Annotated in this window: 17 protein-coding genes and 1 pseudogene; 8 read left to right on the top strand and 10 right to left on the bottom strand. The window is 73.8% G+C overall.

The genetic code is table 11. The features are described from left to right. Window positions 1-24: 24 nt before the first annotated feature. The 3 genes from ACH4T9_RS06070 to ACH4T9_RS06060 all read right to left on the bottom strand — a co-directional run bounded on the left by ACH4T9_RS06070 (window position 25) and on the right by ACH4T9_RS06060 (window position 3,843). Window positions 25-1,689, bottom strand: a complete 1,665-nt coding sequence (locus tag ACH4T9_RS06070; RefSeq protein ID WP_396670552.1) for a fumarate hydratase — start codon at window positions 1,687-1,689, stop codon at window positions 25-27. An 80-nt stretch (window positions 1,690-1,769) separates the two neighbouring features. Next, window positions 1,770-3,230, bottom strand: a complete 1,461-nt coding sequence (locus ACH4T9_RS06065; RefSeq protein WP_396670553.1) for a PQQ-binding-like beta-propeller repeat protein — start codon at window positions 3,228-3,230, stop codon at window positions 1,770-1,772. Window positions 3,231-3,339: 109 nt separating this feature from the next. Beyond that, window positions 3,340-3,843 (bottom strand): Lrp/AsnC family transcriptional regulator, encoded by a 504-nt coding sequence (locus tag ACH4T9_RS06060; protein WP_396670554.1) that lies wholly within the window; start codon window positions 3,841-3,843, stop codon window positions 3,340-3,342. A 139-nt stretch (window positions 3,844-3,982) separates the two neighbouring features. On the opposite strand from ACH4T9_RS06060, the gene hppD reads away from it, so the two are divergent. Genes hppD through hisC form a run of 4 tightly spaced genes read left to right on the top strand, consistent with a single transcriptional unit; the run spans window position 3,983 to window position 8,190 of the window. Then, entirely contained in the window at window positions 3,983-5,188 is a 1,206-nt protein-coding gene (hppD, locus tag ACH4T9_RS06055) for a 4-hydroxyphenylpyruvate dioxygenase (protein WP_396670555.1), read from the top strand. Window positions 5,189-5,210: 22 nt separating this feature from the next. After that, window positions 5,211-5,987, top strand: a complete 777-nt coding sequence (locus ACH4T9_RS06050) for an RDD family protein (RefSeq protein ID WP_396670556.1) — start codon at window positions 5,211-5,213, stop codon at window positions 5,985-5,987. Then, window positions 5,984-7,090: an RDD family protein gene (locus tag ACH4T9_RS06045; protein ID WP_396670557.1), complete on the top strand. Its 1,107-nt coding sequence runs from the start codon at window positions 5,984-5,986 to the stop codon at window positions 7,088-7,090. The genes ACH4T9_RS06050 and ACH4T9_RS06045 overlap by 4 nt, the downstream gene beginning before the upstream one ends. Further along, window positions 7,087-8,190, top strand: a complete 1,104-nt coding sequence (gene hisC, locus ACH4T9_RS06040) for a histidinol-phosphate transaminase (RefSeq protein ID WP_396670558.1) — start codon at window positions 7,087-7,089, stop codon at window positions 8,188-8,190. The genes ACH4T9_RS06045 and hisC overlap by 4 nt, the downstream gene beginning before the upstream one ends. A gap of 36 nt (window positions 8,191-8,226) precedes the next feature. Here the strand turns inward: hisC and ACH4T9_RS06035 are convergent, their stop codons facing one another. The 5 genes from ACH4T9_RS06035 to ACH4T9_RS06015 form a co-directional block, all read right to left on the bottom strand. Then, window positions 8,227-9,480, bottom strand: a complete 1,254-nt coding sequence (locus tag ACH4T9_RS06035) for a pyrrolo-quinoline quinone (protein ID WP_396670559.1) — start codon at window positions 9,478-9,480, stop codon at window positions 8,227-8,229. Window positions 9,481-9,529: 49 nt separating this feature from the next. Next, window positions 9,530-10,012 (bottom strand): SRPBCC domain-containing protein, encoded by a 483-nt coding sequence (locus tag ACH4T9_RS06030; protein WP_396670560.1) that lies wholly within the window; start codon window positions 10,010-10,012, stop codon window positions 9,530-9,532. Window positions 10,013-10,132: 120 nt separating this feature from the next. Then, window positions 10,133-10,342 carry a DUF397 domain-containing protein gene (locus ACH4T9_RS06025; RefSeq protein ID WP_396670561.1) on the bottom strand — a complete coding sequence of 70 codons (210 nt, stop codon included), beginning with the start codon at window positions 10,340-10,342 and terminating at the stop codon, window positions 10,133-10,135. 198 nt (window positions 10,343-10,540) lie between these two features. Further along, entirely contained in the window at window positions 10,541-11,737 is a 1,197-nt protein-coding gene (gene fahA / locus ACH4T9_RS06020; RefSeq protein WP_396670562.1) for a fumarylacetoacetase, read from the bottom strand. Further along, on the bottom strand, window positions 11,734-12,600 hold the full coding sequence (locus ACH4T9_RS06015; RefSeq protein ID WP_396670563.1) for a hypothetical protein: 867 nt from the start codon (window positions 12,598-12,600) through the stop codon (window positions 11,734-11,736). Before ACH4T9_RS06015 ends, fahA begins: the two co-directional genes overlap by 4 nt. Before the next feature lie 94 nt (window positions 12,601-12,694). Here ACH4T9_RS06015 and ACH4T9_RS06010 point away from each other — a divergent pair, with 94 nt between their 5' ends. The 4 genes and pseudogenes from ACH4T9_RS06010 to ACH4T9_RS05995 form a co-directional block, all read left to right on the top strand. Next, window positions 12,695-13,861, top strand: coding sequence for a homogentisate 1,2-dioxygenase (locus ACH4T9_RS06010; RefSeq protein WP_396670564.1), 1,167 nt, complete (start codon window positions 12,695-12,697; stop codon window positions 13,859-13,861). 60 nt (window positions 13,862-13,921) lie between these two features. Beyond that, window positions 13,922-14,851, top strand: a complete 930-nt coding sequence (locus ACH4T9_RS06005; RefSeq protein ID WP_396670565.1) for a hypothetical protein — start codon at window positions 13,922-13,924, stop codon at window positions 14,849-14,851. A 101-nt stretch (window positions 14,852-14,952) separates the two neighbouring features. Next, window positions 14,953-15,156 (top strand): hypothetical protein, encoded by a 204-nt coding sequence (locus ACH4T9_RS06000; RefSeq protein WP_396670566.1) that lies wholly within the window; start codon window positions 14,953-14,955, stop codon window positions 15,154-15,156. Window positions 15,157-15,236: 80 nt separating this feature from the next. After that, a pseudogene (locus ACH4T9_RS05995) lies at window positions 15,237-15,393 on the top strand (homogentisate 1,2-dioxygenase); the annotation flags it as partial. Between the two features lie 108 nt (window positions 15,394-15,501). Here the strand turns inward: ACH4T9_RS05995 and ACH4T9_RS05990 are convergent. Together ACH4T9_RS05990 and ACH4T9_RS05985 are read right to left on the bottom strand one after the other, a co-directional pair. Then, window positions 15,502-17,079, bottom strand: a complete 1,578-nt coding sequence (locus ACH4T9_RS05990) for a chitinase (protein WP_396670567.1) — start codon at window positions 17,077-17,079, stop codon at window positions 15,502-15,504. A gap of 178 nt (window positions 17,080-17,257) precedes the next feature. Continuing rightward, complete coding sequence (locus tag ACH4T9_RS05985) at window positions 17,258-18,373, bottom strand: tetratricopeptide repeat protein (RefSeq protein ID WP_396670568.1); 1,116 nt, start codon at window positions 18,371-18,373, stop codon at window positions 17,258-17,260.

The raw sequence follows: 18,373 nt of genomic DNA, 5'->3' as shown, positions 1-18,373 counted from the left end.
CGACGACTTCGGTGGCCCGACCGGTCAGCGGCGGCCGACGGTGAGCACGGGCTTGGTGACCTCGGCGAAGAAGTCGTTTCCCTTGTCGTCGACGACGACGAAGGCCGGGAAGTCCTCCACCTCGATCTTCCAGACCGCCTCCATGCCCAGCTCGGCGTATTCGAGCACCTCGACGTGGCGGATGCAGTCCTGGGCGAGCCGGGCGGCCGGGCCGCCGATCGAGCCGAGGTAGAAGCCCCCGTGCTGCTGGCAGGAGCGGGTCACCTGGGCGGACCGGTTGCCCTTGGCCAGCATCACCATGGAGCCCCCGGCTGCCTGGAACTTCTCGACGTACGCGTCCATCCGGCCGGCCGTGGTCGGGCCGAACGAGCCGGAGGCGTACCCCTCGGGGGTCTTGGCCGGGCCGGCGTAGTAGACCGCGTGGTCGCGCAGGTACTGCGGCATCGCCTCGCCCGCGTCCAGCCGTTCGGCGATCTTCGCGTGTGCGATGTCCCGGGCGACGACCAGCGGGCCGGTCAGCGACAGCCGGGTCTTCACCGGGTACTTGGACAGCTCGGCGCGGATGTCGTCCATCGGCCGGTTGAGGTCGACCCGGACCACCTCGGACGCGTCGAGCGTCTCGTCGGTGACGTCGGGCAGGTACCGCGCCGGGTCGGTCTCCAGGCGCTCCAGCCACACGCCCGACGGGGTGATCTTGGCGACGGCCTGCCGGTCCGCCGAGCAGGACACGGCGATCGCCACCGGGCAGGACGCGCCGTGTCGGGGCAACCGGACCACCCGCACGTCGTGGCAGAAGTACCGGCCGCCGAACTGCGCGCCGATGCCGAAGTTGCGGGTCAGCTCCAGCACCTCGGCCTCCAGCTCCAGGTCCCGGAAGCCGTGCGCGGTCATCGAGCCGGAGGTGGGCAGCGCGTCGAGGTACTTCGCCGAGGCGTACTTGGCGGTCTTGAGGGCGTACTCGCCGCTGGTGCCGCCGATGACGACGGCCAGGTGGTACGGCGGGCAGGCCGAGGTGCCGATCAGCCGCAGCTTCTCCTCCAGGAACTGCATCATCCGCGTCGGATTCAACAGCGCCTTGGTCTCCTGGTAGAGGTACGACTTGTTGGCCGAGCCGCCGCCCTTGGCCATGAACAGGAACTTGTACGCGTCCGGGTGGCCGTCCGGATCCTCGGCGTAGATCTCCACCTGCGCCGGCAGGTTGCTGCCGGTGTTCCGCTCGTCCCACATGGTCAGCGGGGCGAGCTGCGAGTAGCGCAGGTTCAGCTTCGTGTACGCCTGGTACACGCCCCGGGAGATCGCCTCGGCGTCGCCGCCGTCGGTCAGCACGTGCCGGCCGCGTTTGCCCATCACGATGGCCGTGCCGGTGTCCTGACACATCGGCAGCACCCCGCCGGCGGCGATGTTCGCGTTGCGCAGCAGGTCCAGCGCGACGAACCGGTCGTTCGGTGAGGCCGCCGGGTCGTCGATGATCGACCGGAGCTGGGCCAGGTGCGCGGGGCGGAGGTAGTGGGCGATGTCGTGCATCGCCTCGGCGGTCAGCGCGGTCAGCGCGGCCGGCTCCACGGTCAGGAAACGGCGCCCGCCCGGCCCGTGGACGACGTCGACGCCCTCGTCGGTGACCAGGCGGTACTCGGTCTGATCGGGCCCGGTCGGCAGCAAGGGAGCGTAGGAGAACGCGGCACTGCTCATGAGCGGAAAGCCTAGGGCAGGCCGGCCGATCGGGGACACCCGACGGGTCGGTCCTGGGACGCCGCTCTCACCCGTCGCACTCAGCCGTCCTTGTCGTCCCGTTCGGGGCAGAGTTCCCGCTTCGGCCCGCAATCGCCGGGCCCCCCGTCGGTGCCCCCGCCCGGGTCACCCGGGCCTGGGCCGCCCGGGCCGGGGACGCCACCGTCGCCGGACGGCCGCGCGGGGGCCGCCCCGCCCGCGCCGAAACGGACGTACCCGATCTCCCGGCCCTCGCCGATGACCATGCCGGCCGGGCCGATGGCCAGAGCGTTCGCCGAGGTCCGCAGCACCAACAGCTCCTTACCGGTACGCGGGTCCAGCGCGATCAGCCGGTTCGGCTTCTCCTCGGCGAGCACCGCCGCGTACGGGGTGAGCGTCCCACCGCTCCTGCCGCCGGCCGCCCGGGTCCACCGGGTCCGGTTCCCGCCCAACTCCCGGGCGACGATCGACCGCTTGTCGGCGGTGCGCACCAGCGCGTACCGGTCGTCGACCGCGATCAGCTTCTCCCCCTCGCCGTTGACCTGGAGCAGCCGGCCGTCGTACCCGTCGATGACGGCCTCCCGGCCGTTCGGGGCGACGCCGATCAGCACGTTCCGCGCGCCCTGCGGGTCCTCCCGCTGGGCGCAGCCGGCGCTGTCGGCGGTGCGCAGGTTGACCCCGGTGCGCCGCCACACCTCCCGACCGGTGGTCGGGTCGTGGGCGGTGAGGGTGAACGCGCACGCCCCGTCCTGGGAGACCGCCCGGATCCGCAGCATCCGGCCGCCGACCACCGCGAGCCGCTCGTCCCGGCCGGGCTCGACGTCCTGGAGCACCCGCCCGGTGGCGGTGTCCACGACGTGCACCCGGCCGTCGACCGGGAAGCCGAGCAGCGGGGGCACCGCCTCCGGGCCGGCCACCCCGTCGTCGACCCGGGTGGTGCTCAGCCGGCGCGTGCCGAGCAGGTCCGGGTTGTCGGCGAACAGGCCGGTGCTGACGCCGGGCAGGAACGCCGTCCACAGGGGCGCGGTGCCGCGCGGGTCCCAGGCGCTCAGCGTGCAGTCGGTCGCCTCGGTGCACCGGGCGTCGAGCAGCAGGTTCCGGTACGTCCACACGGCCACCGCGTCGTCGTCGCGGCGGCGGGTCGCCCCGGTGATCGGGTCGAGCAGCTCGTACCCCTTGACCAGGAGCTTGCCCACGGCGACGACCGGGTCGCGGTCGCCGCCGGCCACGGCGGACCAGTCGGCCTTGCGCTCCCAGAGCTGGACGCCGGTGGCGAGGCTGCGCGCCTCGACCCGGGTACGCTGCTCGACGACGACGGCGCCGCCGGCGATCGTGACGCTCTTCGGGGTCCCGCCGATCCGCTGCTGCCAGACCACGTCGGGCTCGGAGATCGGCTCACTGCGGTCGACCCAGTCCCACACCCCGGGCCACGGGTTCCACACCCCGGCGGCGGCGAGGACGACCACCGTGACGAGGGCGAGCAGCAGCCAACCACGCAACCTGAGGCCGCCCACCTTCGCCACACCGGACACGGTAACGACGATCACCGCCGGGTCGAGTGCCCGCGCGCCCGTGTCGCGGTGCTTTCTGCGCGGCGGACGTGTTAAGAGGGCCCCTGCTCCACCGGGGACGTCAAGCGGGTGCCCTTGTCTCCCGGGCCGCGGAGCGGACGAGGGGGAGCACCCGGTACGGGATCTGCTGGGCGAGCGCGATGATCGTCGACGCCCGGCGGATGCCCTCGTACGAGACGATCTGGTCGATCACCCGCTGGAGGTCGGCGTTGGACCGGGCGACGATCCGGCAGAGCAGGTCGCTGGAGCCGGTGATGGTGTGCGCCTCCAGCACCTCGGGGATCGCCGCGAGGTGTGCGGTGACCGCGTCGTGCCCGAGCCGCTGGCTGATCTCCAGGGTGACGAAGCTGGTCACCCCGAAACCGATCGCGGCCGGGGAGACGTCCGGCCCGAAGCCGCCGATCACGCCCCGGTCGACGAGCTTGTCGAGCCGGGCCTGGACGGTGCCCCGGGCCACCCCGAGCCGCCTGGAGCACTCCAGCACCCCGATCCGGGGCTCCTCGGCGAGCAGCCCGATGAGTCGCGCGTCGAGTTCGTCGAGCTGGACATCCTGCACAGCAGTCACGGGTGCAGACCATACCGAATGCGCAACCTGACCAGGGATTCGACCAACTGTTGCCCAACCACCCGCAATCCGGCGATCCTCGCCAGACAACCCACCGACGGCGGCCCGCGAGGCCGGCCGGTACGCAAGGGAGGTCACCATGACCCAGGCGATCGACCGACCCCAGTCGACCGAGGACATCGACGTCGACGTGCTGGTCGGCGCAGTCGACCACGACATCAGCCACGACCCGTTCCCGGTCCGGGGGCTCGACCACCTGCACTTCCTGGTCGGCAACGCCAAGCAGGCCGCGCACTACTACTCGACCGCGTTCGGCATGACCTGCGTGGCGTACCGGGGGCCGGAGCAGGGCTACCGGGACCACGCCGAGTACGTGCTGACCAGCGGCTCGGCCCGGTTCGTGCTGACCGGCGCGGTGCGCCCGGACGCGACCGGCGCGGACCACGTGACGAGGCACAGCGACGGTGTCAGCGACATCGCGCTGGAGGTGCCGGACGTCGACGCCGCGTACGCGCACGCCACCGCGCAGGGCGCGACCGGCCTGATCGAGCCGCACGACGTCTCCGACGAGCACGGCACCGTGCGGATGGCGGCCATCGCCGCGTACGGCGACACCCGGCACACCCTGGTCGACCGCTCCCGGTACACCGGCCCGTTCCTGCCCGGCTTCGTGGCCCGGGGCCCGATCGTGGACCGGCAGCCGATGATCGACGCCGGTCTCCAGCCGAAGCGCTTCTTCCAGGCCGTCGACCACGTGGTCGGCAACGTGGAGCTGGGCCGGATGGACGAGTGGGTGGAGTTCTACAAGCGGGTGATGGGCTTCTCCAACATGGCGGAGTTCATCGGCGATGACATCGCCACCGACTACTCGGCCCTGATGAGCAAGGTCGTCGCGAACGGCACCCGGAAGGTGAAGTTCCCGCTCAACGAGCCGGCCGTGGCCCGCAAGAAGTCGCAGATCGACGAGTACCTGGAGTTCTACCAGGGGCCCGGCGCCCAGCACATCGCCGTGGCCACCAACGACATCCTGGGCAGCGTCGACGCTATGCGCGCGGCCGGCGTCGAGTTCCTGGACACCCCGGACTCGTACTACGAGGACCCGGAGCTGCGCGCCCGGATCGGCAACGTACGGGTGCCGATCGAGGAGCTGAAGGCCCGCAAGATCCTGGTCGACCGGGACGAGGACGGCTACCTGCTCCAGATCTTCACCAAGCCGGTGCAGGACCGCCCGACGGTCTTCTTCGAGCTGATCGAGCGGCACGGCTCGCTGGGCTTCGGCAAGGGCAACTTCAAGGCCCTGTTCGAGGCCATCGAGCGGGAGCAGGAGAAGCGGGGCAACCTGTAGCCCACCTGCGACACTGTCCAGCGTGACCCAGCCTCCGACGTACCCGACGCCACCGGCCGGTGGGCAGCCGCCCGCCGCCGGTGGCGTCGCGCCGCCCCCCGCCCCGGCCCCGCAGGGGTACGCCGTCCCGGCGCAGCCCGGCCCCGCCGGGTACGCCCCGCCGGGCGCCGTCGCCGGCCCGCCGCCGTCGCCCGGCTGGACCGGCCCGCCCGGCTACGCCCCGCCGCCCGGCTGGGCCCCGCCGCCGCGTCCCGGGTTCCCGCCGGTGCCGGTCGGCCCCGGCGGGCAGCCGCTGGCCAGCTTCAGCGACCGCCTGCTGGCCTACCTGATCGACAGCGCCGTCGCCGGGCTGGTCGCCGTGGTGCTGTTCCTGCCGGTCTTCATGATCTTTGCGTACACGATCTTCGGCGGCATCGACCAGGACCACCCGGCTGGCACGTACTACGCGGCCGACGCGGGCGACTTCATCACCGGCTTCATACTGCCGCTGCTCCTGGCCGAGTTGGGGCTCCTCGTCCTGATGCTCGGGCTCTACTGGCTCTACCACGTCGAGTACCTGCGCCGGACCGGCCAGACGCTGGGCAAGAAGGTGATGAAGATCCGGGTCGTCCCGCTCGACCCGAACCAGACGCTGGACCGTGGTACGGCCGGCCGGCGGTACCTGGTGCAGTTCGTCGGGGCCATGTTCGTGCCCGGGCTCAGCTACGTCGACGGGCTCTGGCAGCTGTGGGACAAGCCCTGGCAGCAGTGCCTCCACGACAAGTTCGCCCGGACGGTCGTCGTTAAGGTTGCTCCGTGAGCGTGCAACCAGGCTGGTACGTCGACCCCGCCGACCGCGAGACCAGGCGGTACTGGGACGGTGGGGGATGGATCGGAGCGCCGATCCCGGTCGACGCCACCCCGCCGGAGGGCCCACCCCCGGTCGAGCCCCCGCCCCCGGCCAGCCCCGCCGCGCCGCCCGGCCGGCAGGCCGCGCCGCACGGGCAGCAGGCCGCGCCGCACGGGCAGCAGGCCGCGCCGCACGGGCAGCAGGCCGCGCCGCACGGGCAGCAGGCCGCGCCGCACGGGCAGCAGGCCATGCCCCCGGTGCAGCAGCCCGGGTCGCCCGGCGCCCTGGGGCCGTCCGGGCCCGGCCCGTTCCCCGGCTGGCCGGGACCCGGCCCGCAGCAGGGACCGGTCGGCGGCCCGCAACAGGGCCCGGGCCACGGGCACGGCCCGCCACCCGGGTACGGGCACCCGCAGGGGCCGCCGCCCGGCTGGCCGTACCCGAACTGGCCCGGGCGCCCACCCGTGCCCCGCCCGCACGGGCTGCCGCTGGCCTCCTTCGGTGCCCGGCTGATCGCCCGGCTGATCGACTTCGGCGTCGTGTTCCTGCTCAACGCGGTCGTCAACGGCTGGTTCGTCTACCGGTACGTCGAGGAGATCACCCCGTACTTCCGGGAGGTGCTGCGCCGGGCCATGGCCGGCGACTCGTCCACCGAGGGGCTGCCCCAGCCGGGCGAGCAGGCCGGCGGGCTCCAGGTCGCCATCCTGCTGATCGCCACCGCGCTCTGGTTCGCCTACGAGGTGCCGACGATGGCCGGCAACGGGCAGACCCTCGGCAAGCGGATGATGGGCGTACGGGCTGTGCCGGTCGAGGCCGACCAGCCGCTCGGCTTCGGCCGGGCGCTGCGCCGGTGGAGCACGCTGGGCCTGCCCACCCTGCTCTGGTACTGCTGCGGCTTCGGCCTGCTGCTCCAGCTCGTCGACGCGCTGTCGCCGCTGTTCGACCATCCGCTGCGCCAAGCGCTGCACGACAAGCGCGCGCAGACCGTGGTGGTCCAGCTCCCCCGCGTCCCCGGTGCCGGCACTGGATCCGCCGCCCCGAAAGACCCCGCCAACCCCCCGGGAGACACCTCATGACCGACACCGGACGCCGCCAGCCGCCGCTGCGACTGACCCGCGCCGACCTCGACGCGCTGCCGAACTACGTGCCCGGCCGCAGCCCCGCCGACCTGGCCCGCGAGCTGGGCCTGGCCGAGGCGATCAAGCTGGCCAGCAACGAGGTGCCGTACGGCCCGCTGCCCGGCGTGGTGGAGGCGGTCGCCGAGGCGGTCGCCGGCTCGCACCGGTACCCGGACATGGGCGTGGTGGCGCTCCGCGCGGCGCTCGCCGAGCGGTACGGGGTGGACGCCGACCGGATCGCCACCGGCTGCGGGTCGGTGGCGCTGGCCGAGCACCTGGTCCGGGCCACCTGCCTGCCCGGCGACGAGCTGCTGTACTCGTGGCGCTCGTTCGAGGCGTACCCGATCATCGCGGCGACCAGCGGCGCGACCAGCGTGCGGGTGCCCAATGACGCCGGGCACGGGCACGACCTGACGGCGATGGCCGCGGCGGTGACCGACCGGACCCGGATGGTGCTGGTCTGCAACCCGAACAACCCGACCGGCACGGCCGTGCGCGGTCCGGAGCTGGACCGGTTCCTCGACTCGGTCGGCGACGACGTGCTGGTGGTCATCGACGAGGCGTACCGGGAGTTCGTCACCGACCCCGAGGTGCCGGACGGCCTGACCTACCTGGACCGGCCGAACGTGGTGGTGCTGCGCACCCTGTCGAAGGCGTGGGGGCTGGCGGGCCTGCGGATCGGCTTCCTCGTCGCCGCCCCCGAGGTGGCCGCCGCCGTGCGAAAGGTGGTCACCCCGTTCTCCACGAGCATGGCCGCCCAGGCCGGTGCGCTCGCCGCGCTGGCCCAGGCCGACGAGGTCCAGCGACGCTGCGCGCTCGTCGTCGCCGAGCGGGACCGGGTCACCGAGGCGCTGCGCAAGCTCGTCCCGGACGTGCCGTCGAGCCAGGCGAACTTCGTCTGGCTGCCGCTGGGCGACCGGGCGGTGGAGTTCGGCCGGGCCTGCGAGGTGCGCGGGGTGATCGTCCGGCCGTTCCCGGGCGACGGCGTCCGGGTCACCATCGGCACCCCGGCGGAGAACGACGCCTTCCTCGCGGTGGCCGAGTCCGCCCTGTCGTGACGGCAGGGGCCGGGCGGTGTCCGTTGTGTGGCTCGCTCAGGTGGCGGCGAGCACCACCGGCTCGGACATGAGGAAGTAGCGCTGGTCGTCGGCGTCCGGGTCGGCCGGCTCGCGGAGCCGCTCCATCGCCACGTAGCCGCTTCCCGCGTACGCCAGACCCGGCACCCAGCCGATGCCGTCCCGGCCCACGTCCAGCGGGAAGCGGGAGCGCTCCGCGCCCGAGCTCGGGTCCAGGGTGACCAGGTCGTTCGCCTCGGTGAGCAGGTGCACCCGGCCGGGCTGGGCGGCGATGATCCGGGCCGGCCCCAGGTCGGCCCGACGCCACAGCTCCTCGCCGGTCCGGGCGGCCCGCCCGCTCACCGCCCCGTCGGCCGCCGCGACGACCCGCTCGCCGTCCAGCTCGGACCCCGCCGGGTCCAGGGCCGGGGCGGCCGCCGGCGGACCGGCGCCGACCAGCCAGCCGCGTCCCGCCCCGCCGGCCGGGCCGGTGGTGCGCAGGCCCCGGCACCGGGAGCGGTGGCTCACGCACCCGACCGGGGTGACGGCCAGCTCGGCGGTCGCTCCCGGGGGCGCCCAGCGGGTGGTCTGCGCCCCGGTGACCACGTCGCGGAACTCCACGGTTGCCGGCCCGGCGCAGCGGTCCACGGCGACGAGCTGCCCGGCCGCCGTGGTGGCCACGTCGGCACGGCACCCGCCGTCCACGTCCGCCGACCAGAGCTGCCGGCCGTCGGCGAGCGCGATGCCGCGCACCCCGTCCGCCCCGGAGACCACCAGCACCGGCCGGCCGTCTGAGGCCCGGGCGAGGAAGAGCCCTGGCGGGTCCCAGACCGCCCCGGCCCCGGTGCGGCGGGCGGTCCAGCCCTCGGCGGGCGCGGGGCCGTCGGCCTCCCAGGCCACCCGGCCGGTACGCGCGTCCAGCGCCACCAGCTTTCCGTCCGACCACCGGCTGACCACGGTGGTCCCCTCCGCCACCACCCCGCTGACCTCGGCCGGCCAGCGCCGGTACGACCAGTACGGGGTGACCCGGTACCGACTGTCGGCCGGCTGGTCGGCGTACACCTGACGGGTGGCGGCGTAGACGCGGAGCCGGCCGTCCACGATCAGCGGGGCCACCGGCAACCGGCCCACCACCCCGACCGCGGGGGTGACCGCCGCCGGGTAGCCGGCCCGGGCGGGCGTGTCGACCTCGGCGGGAGCGAGCACCCGGTGCACGACCACCGCGACCGCCCCGGCACCGACCAGCGCCGCGACCGCCATCGCGACCCGCCGCCGCCCCCTCGCGAACACCATGCCGCACCTCCGCCCGGCACCCTACCCAGGAGGGCCGCCGTCGCCCCGGTCAGGCCGCCTCCGCGGCAGCCGCCGGGTCGACAGCGCGGGCGAGGTCGGCGAGGTCCCGGCGGAAGGCTCCCTCGACCGCGCGGGCGGCCAGGCTGCCGAAGAGCAGGGCCAGGACGCGACCGTACGGGGCGGTGGACACCGCCTCCTGGCGCACCGTGACGGCGGTGCAGGACCGGCGGCGGCGCCGCACGGTATGCAGCGTCCAGGTGGTCCGGTAACTCACGCCGATGCCGAGCGAGGTGAGCACCAGCCGGCGGGGCGGCACGGCCTCCAACACAACGAACTCCTCGGCCTGTCCGCCGCCGTCCGGCCGGGTGCGGGTCTCCCGCCAGGCCGTGCCCGGGGCGAGCCGGCCCGGGGTGAGCAGCTCGACCTGGCCGACCGTGCAGAGCCAGTCCGCGCGGGCCGGCAGGTCGACCAGGATCCGCCACAGGTCGACGGCGGGTGCCTGGATGAACTGGGTGACCGTGACCGTCGACATGACACCTCCCGTGTCCTCCACGGTACGGTGGGTGAGCGTGCGGCGGGGCCCCAGCGGCGGGAATTCCGCCGCTGGGGGCCGTCCCGGGGCGAGGCGGGACCGGGCCTCCCCGGGCGTCGATCAGACCCGGAACCGCCCGACCCGGATGGCGTCGACGAAGGCGGTCCAGCCCGGCGGGCTCACTGCCAGCGCCGGCCCGGCCGGGTTCTTCGAGTCGCGTATCGCGACCACGCCGGCGGTGTCGACCAGGTTGTCCGCCACCTCCACACACAGTCCCTGGTCGTTGGAACGGCTGCTGGTGCGCCAGACGGCGCCCGCGAGATCGGTCATGCTCTTTACCTTCTGTCCGCTGAGACGTCCACGACAGCCGGCGCCGCTGCGCTGCGCCGCCGGCCGGGGCCGCCGCGACGGACGGTCCCGACGCTAAACGCGGCTACGCCGAACCCCGATCGCACAGCGGGTGCGATCGGGGTTCGGTGGTGCGTCGAAGCCGCGTTCCGGTGGCGCGGCGGGGCGGCTCGGCCCCGGTCAGCGGGCCGGGTGGACGGTCCCGGTGACCTCGCCGAGGGCGACGGTGGTGCCGTCCGGGCCGGGCGCGGTGGCGGTGAGGGTGACGGTGTCGCCGTCCTCCAGGAAGGTCCGGGTCTCGCCACCGACCTTGACCGGCTCGGTACCGCCCCAGGTCAGCTCCAGGAACGAGCCGACCTGCCCCCGCTCGGGACCGGACACGGTGCCGGAGGCGTACAGGTCGCCGGTGCGCAGGGACGCGCCGTTGACGGTGAGGTGGGCCAACTGCTGGGCGGGGGTCCAGTACATGGTGGCGAACGGCGGCTCGCTGACCCGCTCGCCGTTCCACTCCACCGCCAGCCGCAGGTCCAGCCCGACGTGCGGCACGTCGCACAGGTATTCCGCCACCGGCGGGTCCTGGTCCGGCGCGGGCACGAACGCGTCGGCCAGCGCGTCCAGCGGGGTCACCCAGGCCGACACGGAGGTGGCGAAGGACTTGCCGAGGAACGGGCCGAGGGGCTGGTACTCCCAGGCCTGGATGTCCCGGGCGGACCAGTCGTTGACCAGCACCACCCCGAAGACGTGGTCGGCGAAGTCGGCCACCGCGACCCGGTCACCGAGCGCGCTCGGCACGCCGACGACGAAGCCGACCTCGGCCTCGATGTCGAGGCGTACGGACGGGCCGCAGACCGGGCCCTGCGGGGTGGCCCGTTGCCCGGTGGGGCGGACGATCGGAGTGCCGGAGACCACCACGGTGCCGGCCCGACCGTGGTATCCGATCGGCAGGTGCTTCCAGTTCGGCAGCAGGGGCGGCTGGCCGGGGCGGAAGATCTGCCCGACGTTCCCGGCGTGGTGCTCGGAGGAGTAGAAGTCGACGTAGTCGGCCACCTCGAACGGCAGCAGCAGCTCGACCTCGGCGAGCGGGACGAGCAGCGGTTCCACCGCCGCCCGGTGAGCCTCGTCGGTGAGCAGCTCGGTGACCCGCTGCCGCACGGACGTCCACTGTGGACGGCCCAGCGCCAGGAACGCGTTGAGGGAGGGCCGGCCCAACGCGCCGGCGGCCAGCACCAGCCCGGCCGCCTCGGCGCCGGCCAGGTCGAGCACGAACTTCCCGATGCGTACGCCGATCCGCGGATCGTCCCCGCCCCACCGGAACACCCCGTACGGCAGGTTGCGCACCCCGTACGCCGAGCCTTCGGCCTCCGTCACCCAGGTCATCCGTCGTACCCCCCGTTCACCAGCCCCAGCCGGATCAGATCGGTCAGTGGTTCCTCGATGCTGCACGAGCCGAAGCCCACCCACAGCGGCCGGTCGCCGTCCCGCCCGGTGCGGGCCAGCTCGACCAGCGGCGCCGGGTCGGTCGCGGCCAGCAGGACGGCCACCTCGGCCACCTCGGCCCCGTCGGCGGCGGCGAGGGCCGCGGCGAGCACGTTGCCGAAGCCGTGGTGGGTGAAGCCGGTCTCCGGGTCCCGGTGCCGCACGGCGTGGTGCAGCCCGGCGGTCAGCTTGAACGGCAGCCCCCGGTCCCGGCAGGCGCAGATGACGGCGGCCAGCTCGACCGGGGTCGGGAACAGCTCGGCGGCCAGCCCGCCGGTGCGGAACTTGGCCGCGACCGGCACCCCGTCGGCGCGGGCGGCGGCGACCGTGTCCAGCGCCCCCATCAGCCCGAAGGTCAGCGGGATCTCGGCGTAGACGTCGACGCCGTCCCACCGCCCGGTCAGCTTCAGCAGCTCGGCCAGGCCGGGCTGCGGGTCCTCGCCGCGCCGGGCGACCGCCACCTCGACCTGGCGGGCGGTGACGCCGGCCGGGGCCAGGAACGACAGCGCGGCGGGCAGCCCTTCGACGCCGGTGTCGCCGATCAGCCCGACGACGAGGCCCTCGGCGGGGTCGACCAGCGGGGTCAGCTCGCCGGCGACGACGGCCGAGGCGGGGACGAGCAGCGGGCCGACCAGGCCGGCGTACCAGGAGTCGCGGTGGCGGCGGTGGGCGGCGACCGCGTCGGGCAGCGTCGCGCTGCCGGGCGGGAAGACGGCGGCGTCGTCGACGAGTCCGGCGAAGAGGCGGGGCACCTGCGTTGACACGACACAAGAACTTACGGGACGCTACAAGGAACGGACAACAGCGTCCGATTATCGGACGCCAACGGCCGGTGAACGGGACGAATCGGGAGGCGACATGCCGTACTACCGCAGAGTCGGCGAGGTGCCCCGGAAGCGGCACACCCAGTTCCGGCAGCCCGACGGCACCCTCTACGCGGAGGAACTGGTGGGCCAGGAGGGCTTCTCCTCCGACTCGTCCCTGCTCTACCACCGGTACGCCCCGACCGCGATCGTCGCCGCCGAGGAGTACACCCCGCAGGCCGTCACCCGCGCGCCGAACCTGCCGCTCAAGCCCCGCCACCTGCGCACCCACAAGCTCGACGGGGCCGGGGCCGACCCGGTGCTCGGCCGGCGGTACCTGCTCGCCAACGACGACGTCCGGATCGCGTACGTGCTCGCCGACCGGCCCTCCCCGCTGTTCCGCGACGCCACCGGCGACCACTGCCTGTACGTCGAGTCCGGCGCACTGCGGGTGGAATCGCCGTTCGGCGTGCTGGACGCGGTCGCCGGTGACTACGTCGTCATCCCCACCTCGACCATCCACCGCCTCGTGCCGGCCGGCGGCCAACCCGTCCGGCTGCTGGCCGTCGAGGCCACCGGGCACATCGGCCCGCCCAAGCGCTACCTGTCGGTGCGGGGCCAGTTCCTGGAGCACTCGCCGTACTGCGAGCGGGACGTCCGGGGGCCGGACGCCCCGCTACAGGTGGACGGCGAGGACGTGGAGGTGCTGGTCCGGCACCGGCGCGGGTGGACCCGGTACGTCTACGCCAACCACCCGTTCGACGTGGTCGGCTGGGACGGGCACCTCTACCCGTGGGCGTTCTCCATCCACGACTTCGAGCCGATCACCGGTCGGATCCACCAGCCGCCGCCCGTGCACCAGACGTTCCAGGGCCCGAACTTCGTGATCTGCTCCTTCGTGCCGCGCAAGGTCGACTACCACCCCGACGCCATCCCGGTCCCGTACAACCACCACAACGTCGACTCCGACGAGATGCTCTTCTACACCGGCGGCAACTATGAGGCCCGGCGCGGCTCCGGCATCGAACAGGGCTCGATCTCGCTGCACCCGTCCGGCTTCACCCACGGCCCTCAGCCGGGGGCCGCCGAGCGGTCGATCGGCGCCGACTTCTTCGACGAGTTGGCCGTCATGGTCGACACGTTCCGCCCTCTCGACATGTGCGACGCCGCGACCGAGTGCGAGGACCCGGGCTACGCCTGGACCTGGGCGCGCCGCGCATAGCCGACGCAGGCCGGCGAAAGTCGATGGACCGGGCCGGCCGCCGTCGACCATCCTGCCCGGATGAGCGATGACGGGATGTCGGACGCCGAGCGGCGGGTGTGGTCCGCGCTGCCGGACGGCGTACGCGGGACGTTGGATGCCCTGCCGGCCTCGGACCTGACCACGCTCCTGCTCTCCCTGGCCCAGACGCGGGCCGCGCGGGTGCGGCCGCCCGAGGTGCTGCGCCGCTGGCGGGAGGACCGTTTCGTACGCCCGGCCGACCGCGATCCACGTGCGACGGCCGCCGTGCAGGCGCTGCTGTGGGACCTGCTGCCCGCCGAGGTCGCGGGCGTGGAACTGTCCCCCGTCGTGCCGCTGGGCACCTGTGCGGCGGTCACCCCCGGCAGCCAGAACCGGATCGTCACGGCGACCCGCTCGCTGGAGGTGCTCAGCGACCCCACCAACGCGCTGGCGGTCGAGGCCGCCGACCGGCGGCTGCGCGGGGGCGGTCCGGGCGAGGTGCACCTCGCGGCCAGCCATCGGGTGCTGCGGGCGCAGCGGTTCGACGCGGGGATGCAGACGCACTTTCGGCTCTTCGCGCTGGTGTCCAGCGCCCGCGACACCGGCTCGGGCCGCACGGAGGCCCGGCTGCTGACGCTGCACCTCGACTACTGGCAGCGGGTCCTCGCCCGCCTGGTGCCGTCCGCCGCACCCCGGCTGCGGTTCACCGTTCTCGACTCCCCCGTGCTACGGGAGCGCGTCGCCGACACGGTTCTGCCCACCCTGGCGGCCGGCGGCGTGCCACTCGTGGAGGAGCCCGACCGCACGGGCGGGCGGGGCTACTACGTCGGCGCGGCGCTGGGGCTCACCGCGACGCACGGCGGCGAGACCGTCGAGTTCGGCGACGGCGGGTTCACCACCTGGACGGCCCGGCTCACCAGCGACGCCAAGGAACGCTGCCTGACCTCCTGCGTCTCCGTCGACCGCCTCACCGCCCTCGCCACGGGTTGAGCGCCTGCGTCACTCGCTGAGACACGGCTTGACCCTCGACCTGCTTGAGGGCCGAGGGTGTGCCGCGCCCCAGGAGCATCGCAGGCAGGAGAACCACGACGATGTTGCAGAAGGCGGAAGAGGCGATCGTCGGCCTGATGTTGACCGCGATCACCCTTCCGCGAGTGCTCCTGCTGCTCTTCGGCGGCACGGTGACCGACGCGACCACCGCGAGCACGATCCTCGTCGCGTGCTCCGTGGCCCTGGCCACGGCAGCCGCGCTCGCTCTGACATCACCGACGCTTCGAAGGGCAACCTGGACATGAGACCCCGCCAAAGGTAAACAGGCAGATCTTGGAAGATTTCGGCCCTCGGAGGGGCCACTTGCTTCCAAGATCCAGACCCGTACGGACCGGAGCCACGTCAAGGGTTCGCCGGGGCCCGCCCGCGTAGGGATCAAGCCTTCGACGAGCTGGCCGTCATGGTCGACACGTTCCGCCCCCTCGACCTCTGCGACGCCGCGACCGAGTGGCTACGCCTGGACCTGGTCCCGCCGCGGCTAGGACGCCTCCGGTCTCGGGTGGCCGTGACCGGGCCGACTGCCGTCGCCGGCCGCCACCACTGCGGGCGGCGTCCGGCGACGGGTCAGGGCATCCTCTTCGGGCTCCGGGTCAGGGCAGCGCCTTGAGGAACGGGCCGTGGCTGAGCCGGAACTCCCAGGAGTAGTACCGGTCCCAGTTGATCGACCAGGTCATCAGGCCCCGGAAGGCGGGGTTGGTCCCGCTGCGCGGGGCGTACCCGCCGCAGTTCTGGCCCTTGACCAGGCAGGTCACCGCCTGTTGTACGCCCGCGGGTGCGAGGTATCCGTTGCCTGCGCTGGTCGAGGATGGTGCGCCGAAGGCGACCTGGTCCTCGCGCAGGGCGGGGAAGACGGCGTTGGCGTTCCCGGCGACCGGGAACCCGGTGAGCAGCATGTCGGTCATCGCGATGTGGAAGTCGGCGCTGCCCATGGTGTGGTACTGGTTGTCCAGCCCGACGATGGGGCCGGAGTTGTAGTCCTGCACGTGCAGGACGGTGAGGATGTCGCGCAGCGCGTGGATCACCGGCAGGTACGACCCGGCCCGGGGGTCCTGTCCGCCCCACGGGCCCGACCCGTAGAACTGGTAGCCGAGCTGCACGAAGAACGTCTCCGGGGCCATGGTGAGCACGAAGCCCGCCCCGTAGCGCTGCTTGAGGGTGCGGATCGCCGAGATCAGGTTGACCACGACCGGCGTGGTGGGGTTACGGAAGTCGGTGTCCCCGGTGTTGAGGTAGAGGGAGTGGCCCTCGAAGTCGATGTCCAGGCCGTTGAGGCCGTACCGGTCGATGATCGCGGAGACCGACCGGACGAAGGTGTCGCGGGCGGCGGTGGTGGTGAGCTGCACCTGCCCGTTCTGGCCACCGATCGAGAGCAGCACCTTCTTGCCCTGCTGCTGCTTGGCCCGGATCGCCGCGGTGAACTCCGCCTCGGTCTCCACGCCGGGGCACTCGGTGACGGGGCAGAGCTGGAAGCGGATGTCGCCGGAGGTGACCGAGGTGGGTTCGCCGAAGGCGAGGTTGATGACGTCCCAGTCGGCGGGCACGTCGGCCATCCGCAGGTAGCCCGCGCCGTTGCCGAAGCTGGCGTGCAGGTAGCCGATCAGCGCGTGCTTGGGCAGCCCACCAACCGGCGGGGTGGTCGGCGGTGGGGTCGTCGGGGGCGGAGTGGTCGGGGGTGGGGTGGTCGGGGGCGGGGTGGTCGGGGGCGGGGTGGTCGGGGGTGGAGTGGTCGGGGGCGGGGTCGTGGTGGGCGGGGAGGTGGGTATGCCGCCGCCGCACGGTGCCCCGTTGAGGGTGCAGTCGGTGGGGGAGCCCGCGCCGGTGGCCAGGAAGCCGAACGACACCGAGGCGCCGGGCGCGACGGTGCCGTTCCAGGACCGGTTCGTGAAGGTGTGTCGCTGGCCGGCGCTGCTCACCGTGGCGTCCCAGTACGAGCCGAGCGTCGTGCCGGTCGGCAGCGTGAAGGCGACCTGCCATCCGGTGACGGTGCCCGGGCCGCCGTTGGTGATGGTGAAGCGGCCCTCCCAGCCGGCACCCCAGTCGGAGGTCTTGGTGAAGGCGGCCGTGGGGCCGGCGGCCAGGGCCGGGGTGGCGAGGGTCAGGGTCGCTGCGGCGGCGGTGGCGAGGGCCGCCAGGACGGCCAGGAGCGGTGTTCGGGGACTGCGCTGCATCCGGTCCTCCCGGTAGGGGATCGCCCCGCCGGAGGCGTATCGACGGGTGGCTAATTATTAGGTTTGTTAACTGTAAATGTCCAGAGCTGGTCCACAACGAGGTCCGATCGTCGGCGCTGCGCCGGATCCGCGCCGACGGGCGCCGAGGAGGCCGGCCACGGGCCCGCCGGCCACGGCCTCAGCGCACGGTACGGGAGAACACGGCCAACTCGGCCACGGCGGTGACGGCGATCGTCAGCACCAGCGGCCAGGGCGTGCCGACCACCGCGTAGAGCACGAGCAGCACCGGCGCGGCGGCCACCCCGTACACGGCCAGGGCCAGCGACCGATCCGAGCGCAGCAGGCCCGGCAGCACGGTACGGGTCAGCCCCGGCACCCGCGCCGCGAGCAGCCAGCCCACCAACGCCCCGCTCAGCGCCACCAGCACCGCGAGGAAGCGGGACGGGCCGGCCGCGCCGGCCGCCGCGATCGCCACCAGGACGGTGCCCACGAGCGACCAACCCGCCCCGTACAGCACCAGGCGGCGCAGCTCATCGGTGGTGCCCCGCCGCGGGCCGACTCCGTCCTGATGCGGGTCGGCCTCGCCCCGCCGCGGGCCGACTCCGTCCTGATGCGGGTCGGCCTCGCCCCGACGCGGGTCGGCTCCGCTCCGGTTCGGGTCGGACGGCGCTGGGGTGAACGGGACGGTCTCTGCCAGCTCCGCCAGCGCCTCGGCGTACCGGCGCCGTTCCAGCCGGACGATGCCCGGCTCGTCGCCGGCCCCGGCCAGCTCCGGGTCGAGCCGCAGCGCCTCCCGGTACGCCCGCTCGGCCAGGTCGTAGAGCCGCAGGCGGCCGGCGACCAGGGCGAGGACGAGGTGCCCCTGTGGCTCCTCCGGGGCCAACTCCACGCCCCGCCAGGCCGCGTTGAGAGCGGCCTGCCCGCCGCGCGAGCCGGACAGGATCGCGGCGGCGCTGCGCTGGGCGTACGCGTCGGCGGGGCCGACGGTGAGGAGCCGGTCGGCGGTGCTCGCCGACTCGGCGTACTCGTCCAGGTCAGCCAGCGCCAGCCCACGCACCACCAGCGGGCCGACCGCGTCCGGGGCGACGGCCAGGGCCGCGTCGGCGGCGGCGCGCGCCTCGGCGGGCCGCCCGGCGGCGAGGTGCACGCGCCCGAGGGTGGTCAGCGCGGCGGCGTTCGCCGGCTCCAGGGCCAACGCGAGGCCGACCTCGCCGGCCGCCTCGTCGTAGCGCCCGAGGTCCGCCAGAAGCTGGGCGCGCTGGAGATACCCCTGGGCGGTGGCGTCGCTGGACAT

This window comes from Micromonospora sp. NPDC020750 (assembly GCF_044334565.1).
Classification (GTDB): Bacteria; Actinomycetota; Actinomycetes; order Mycobacteriales; family Micromonosporaceae; genus Micromonospora.
Note: the sequence above shows the minus strand (reverse complement) of the source record. Positions and strands in the feature narration are given on the sequence as shown.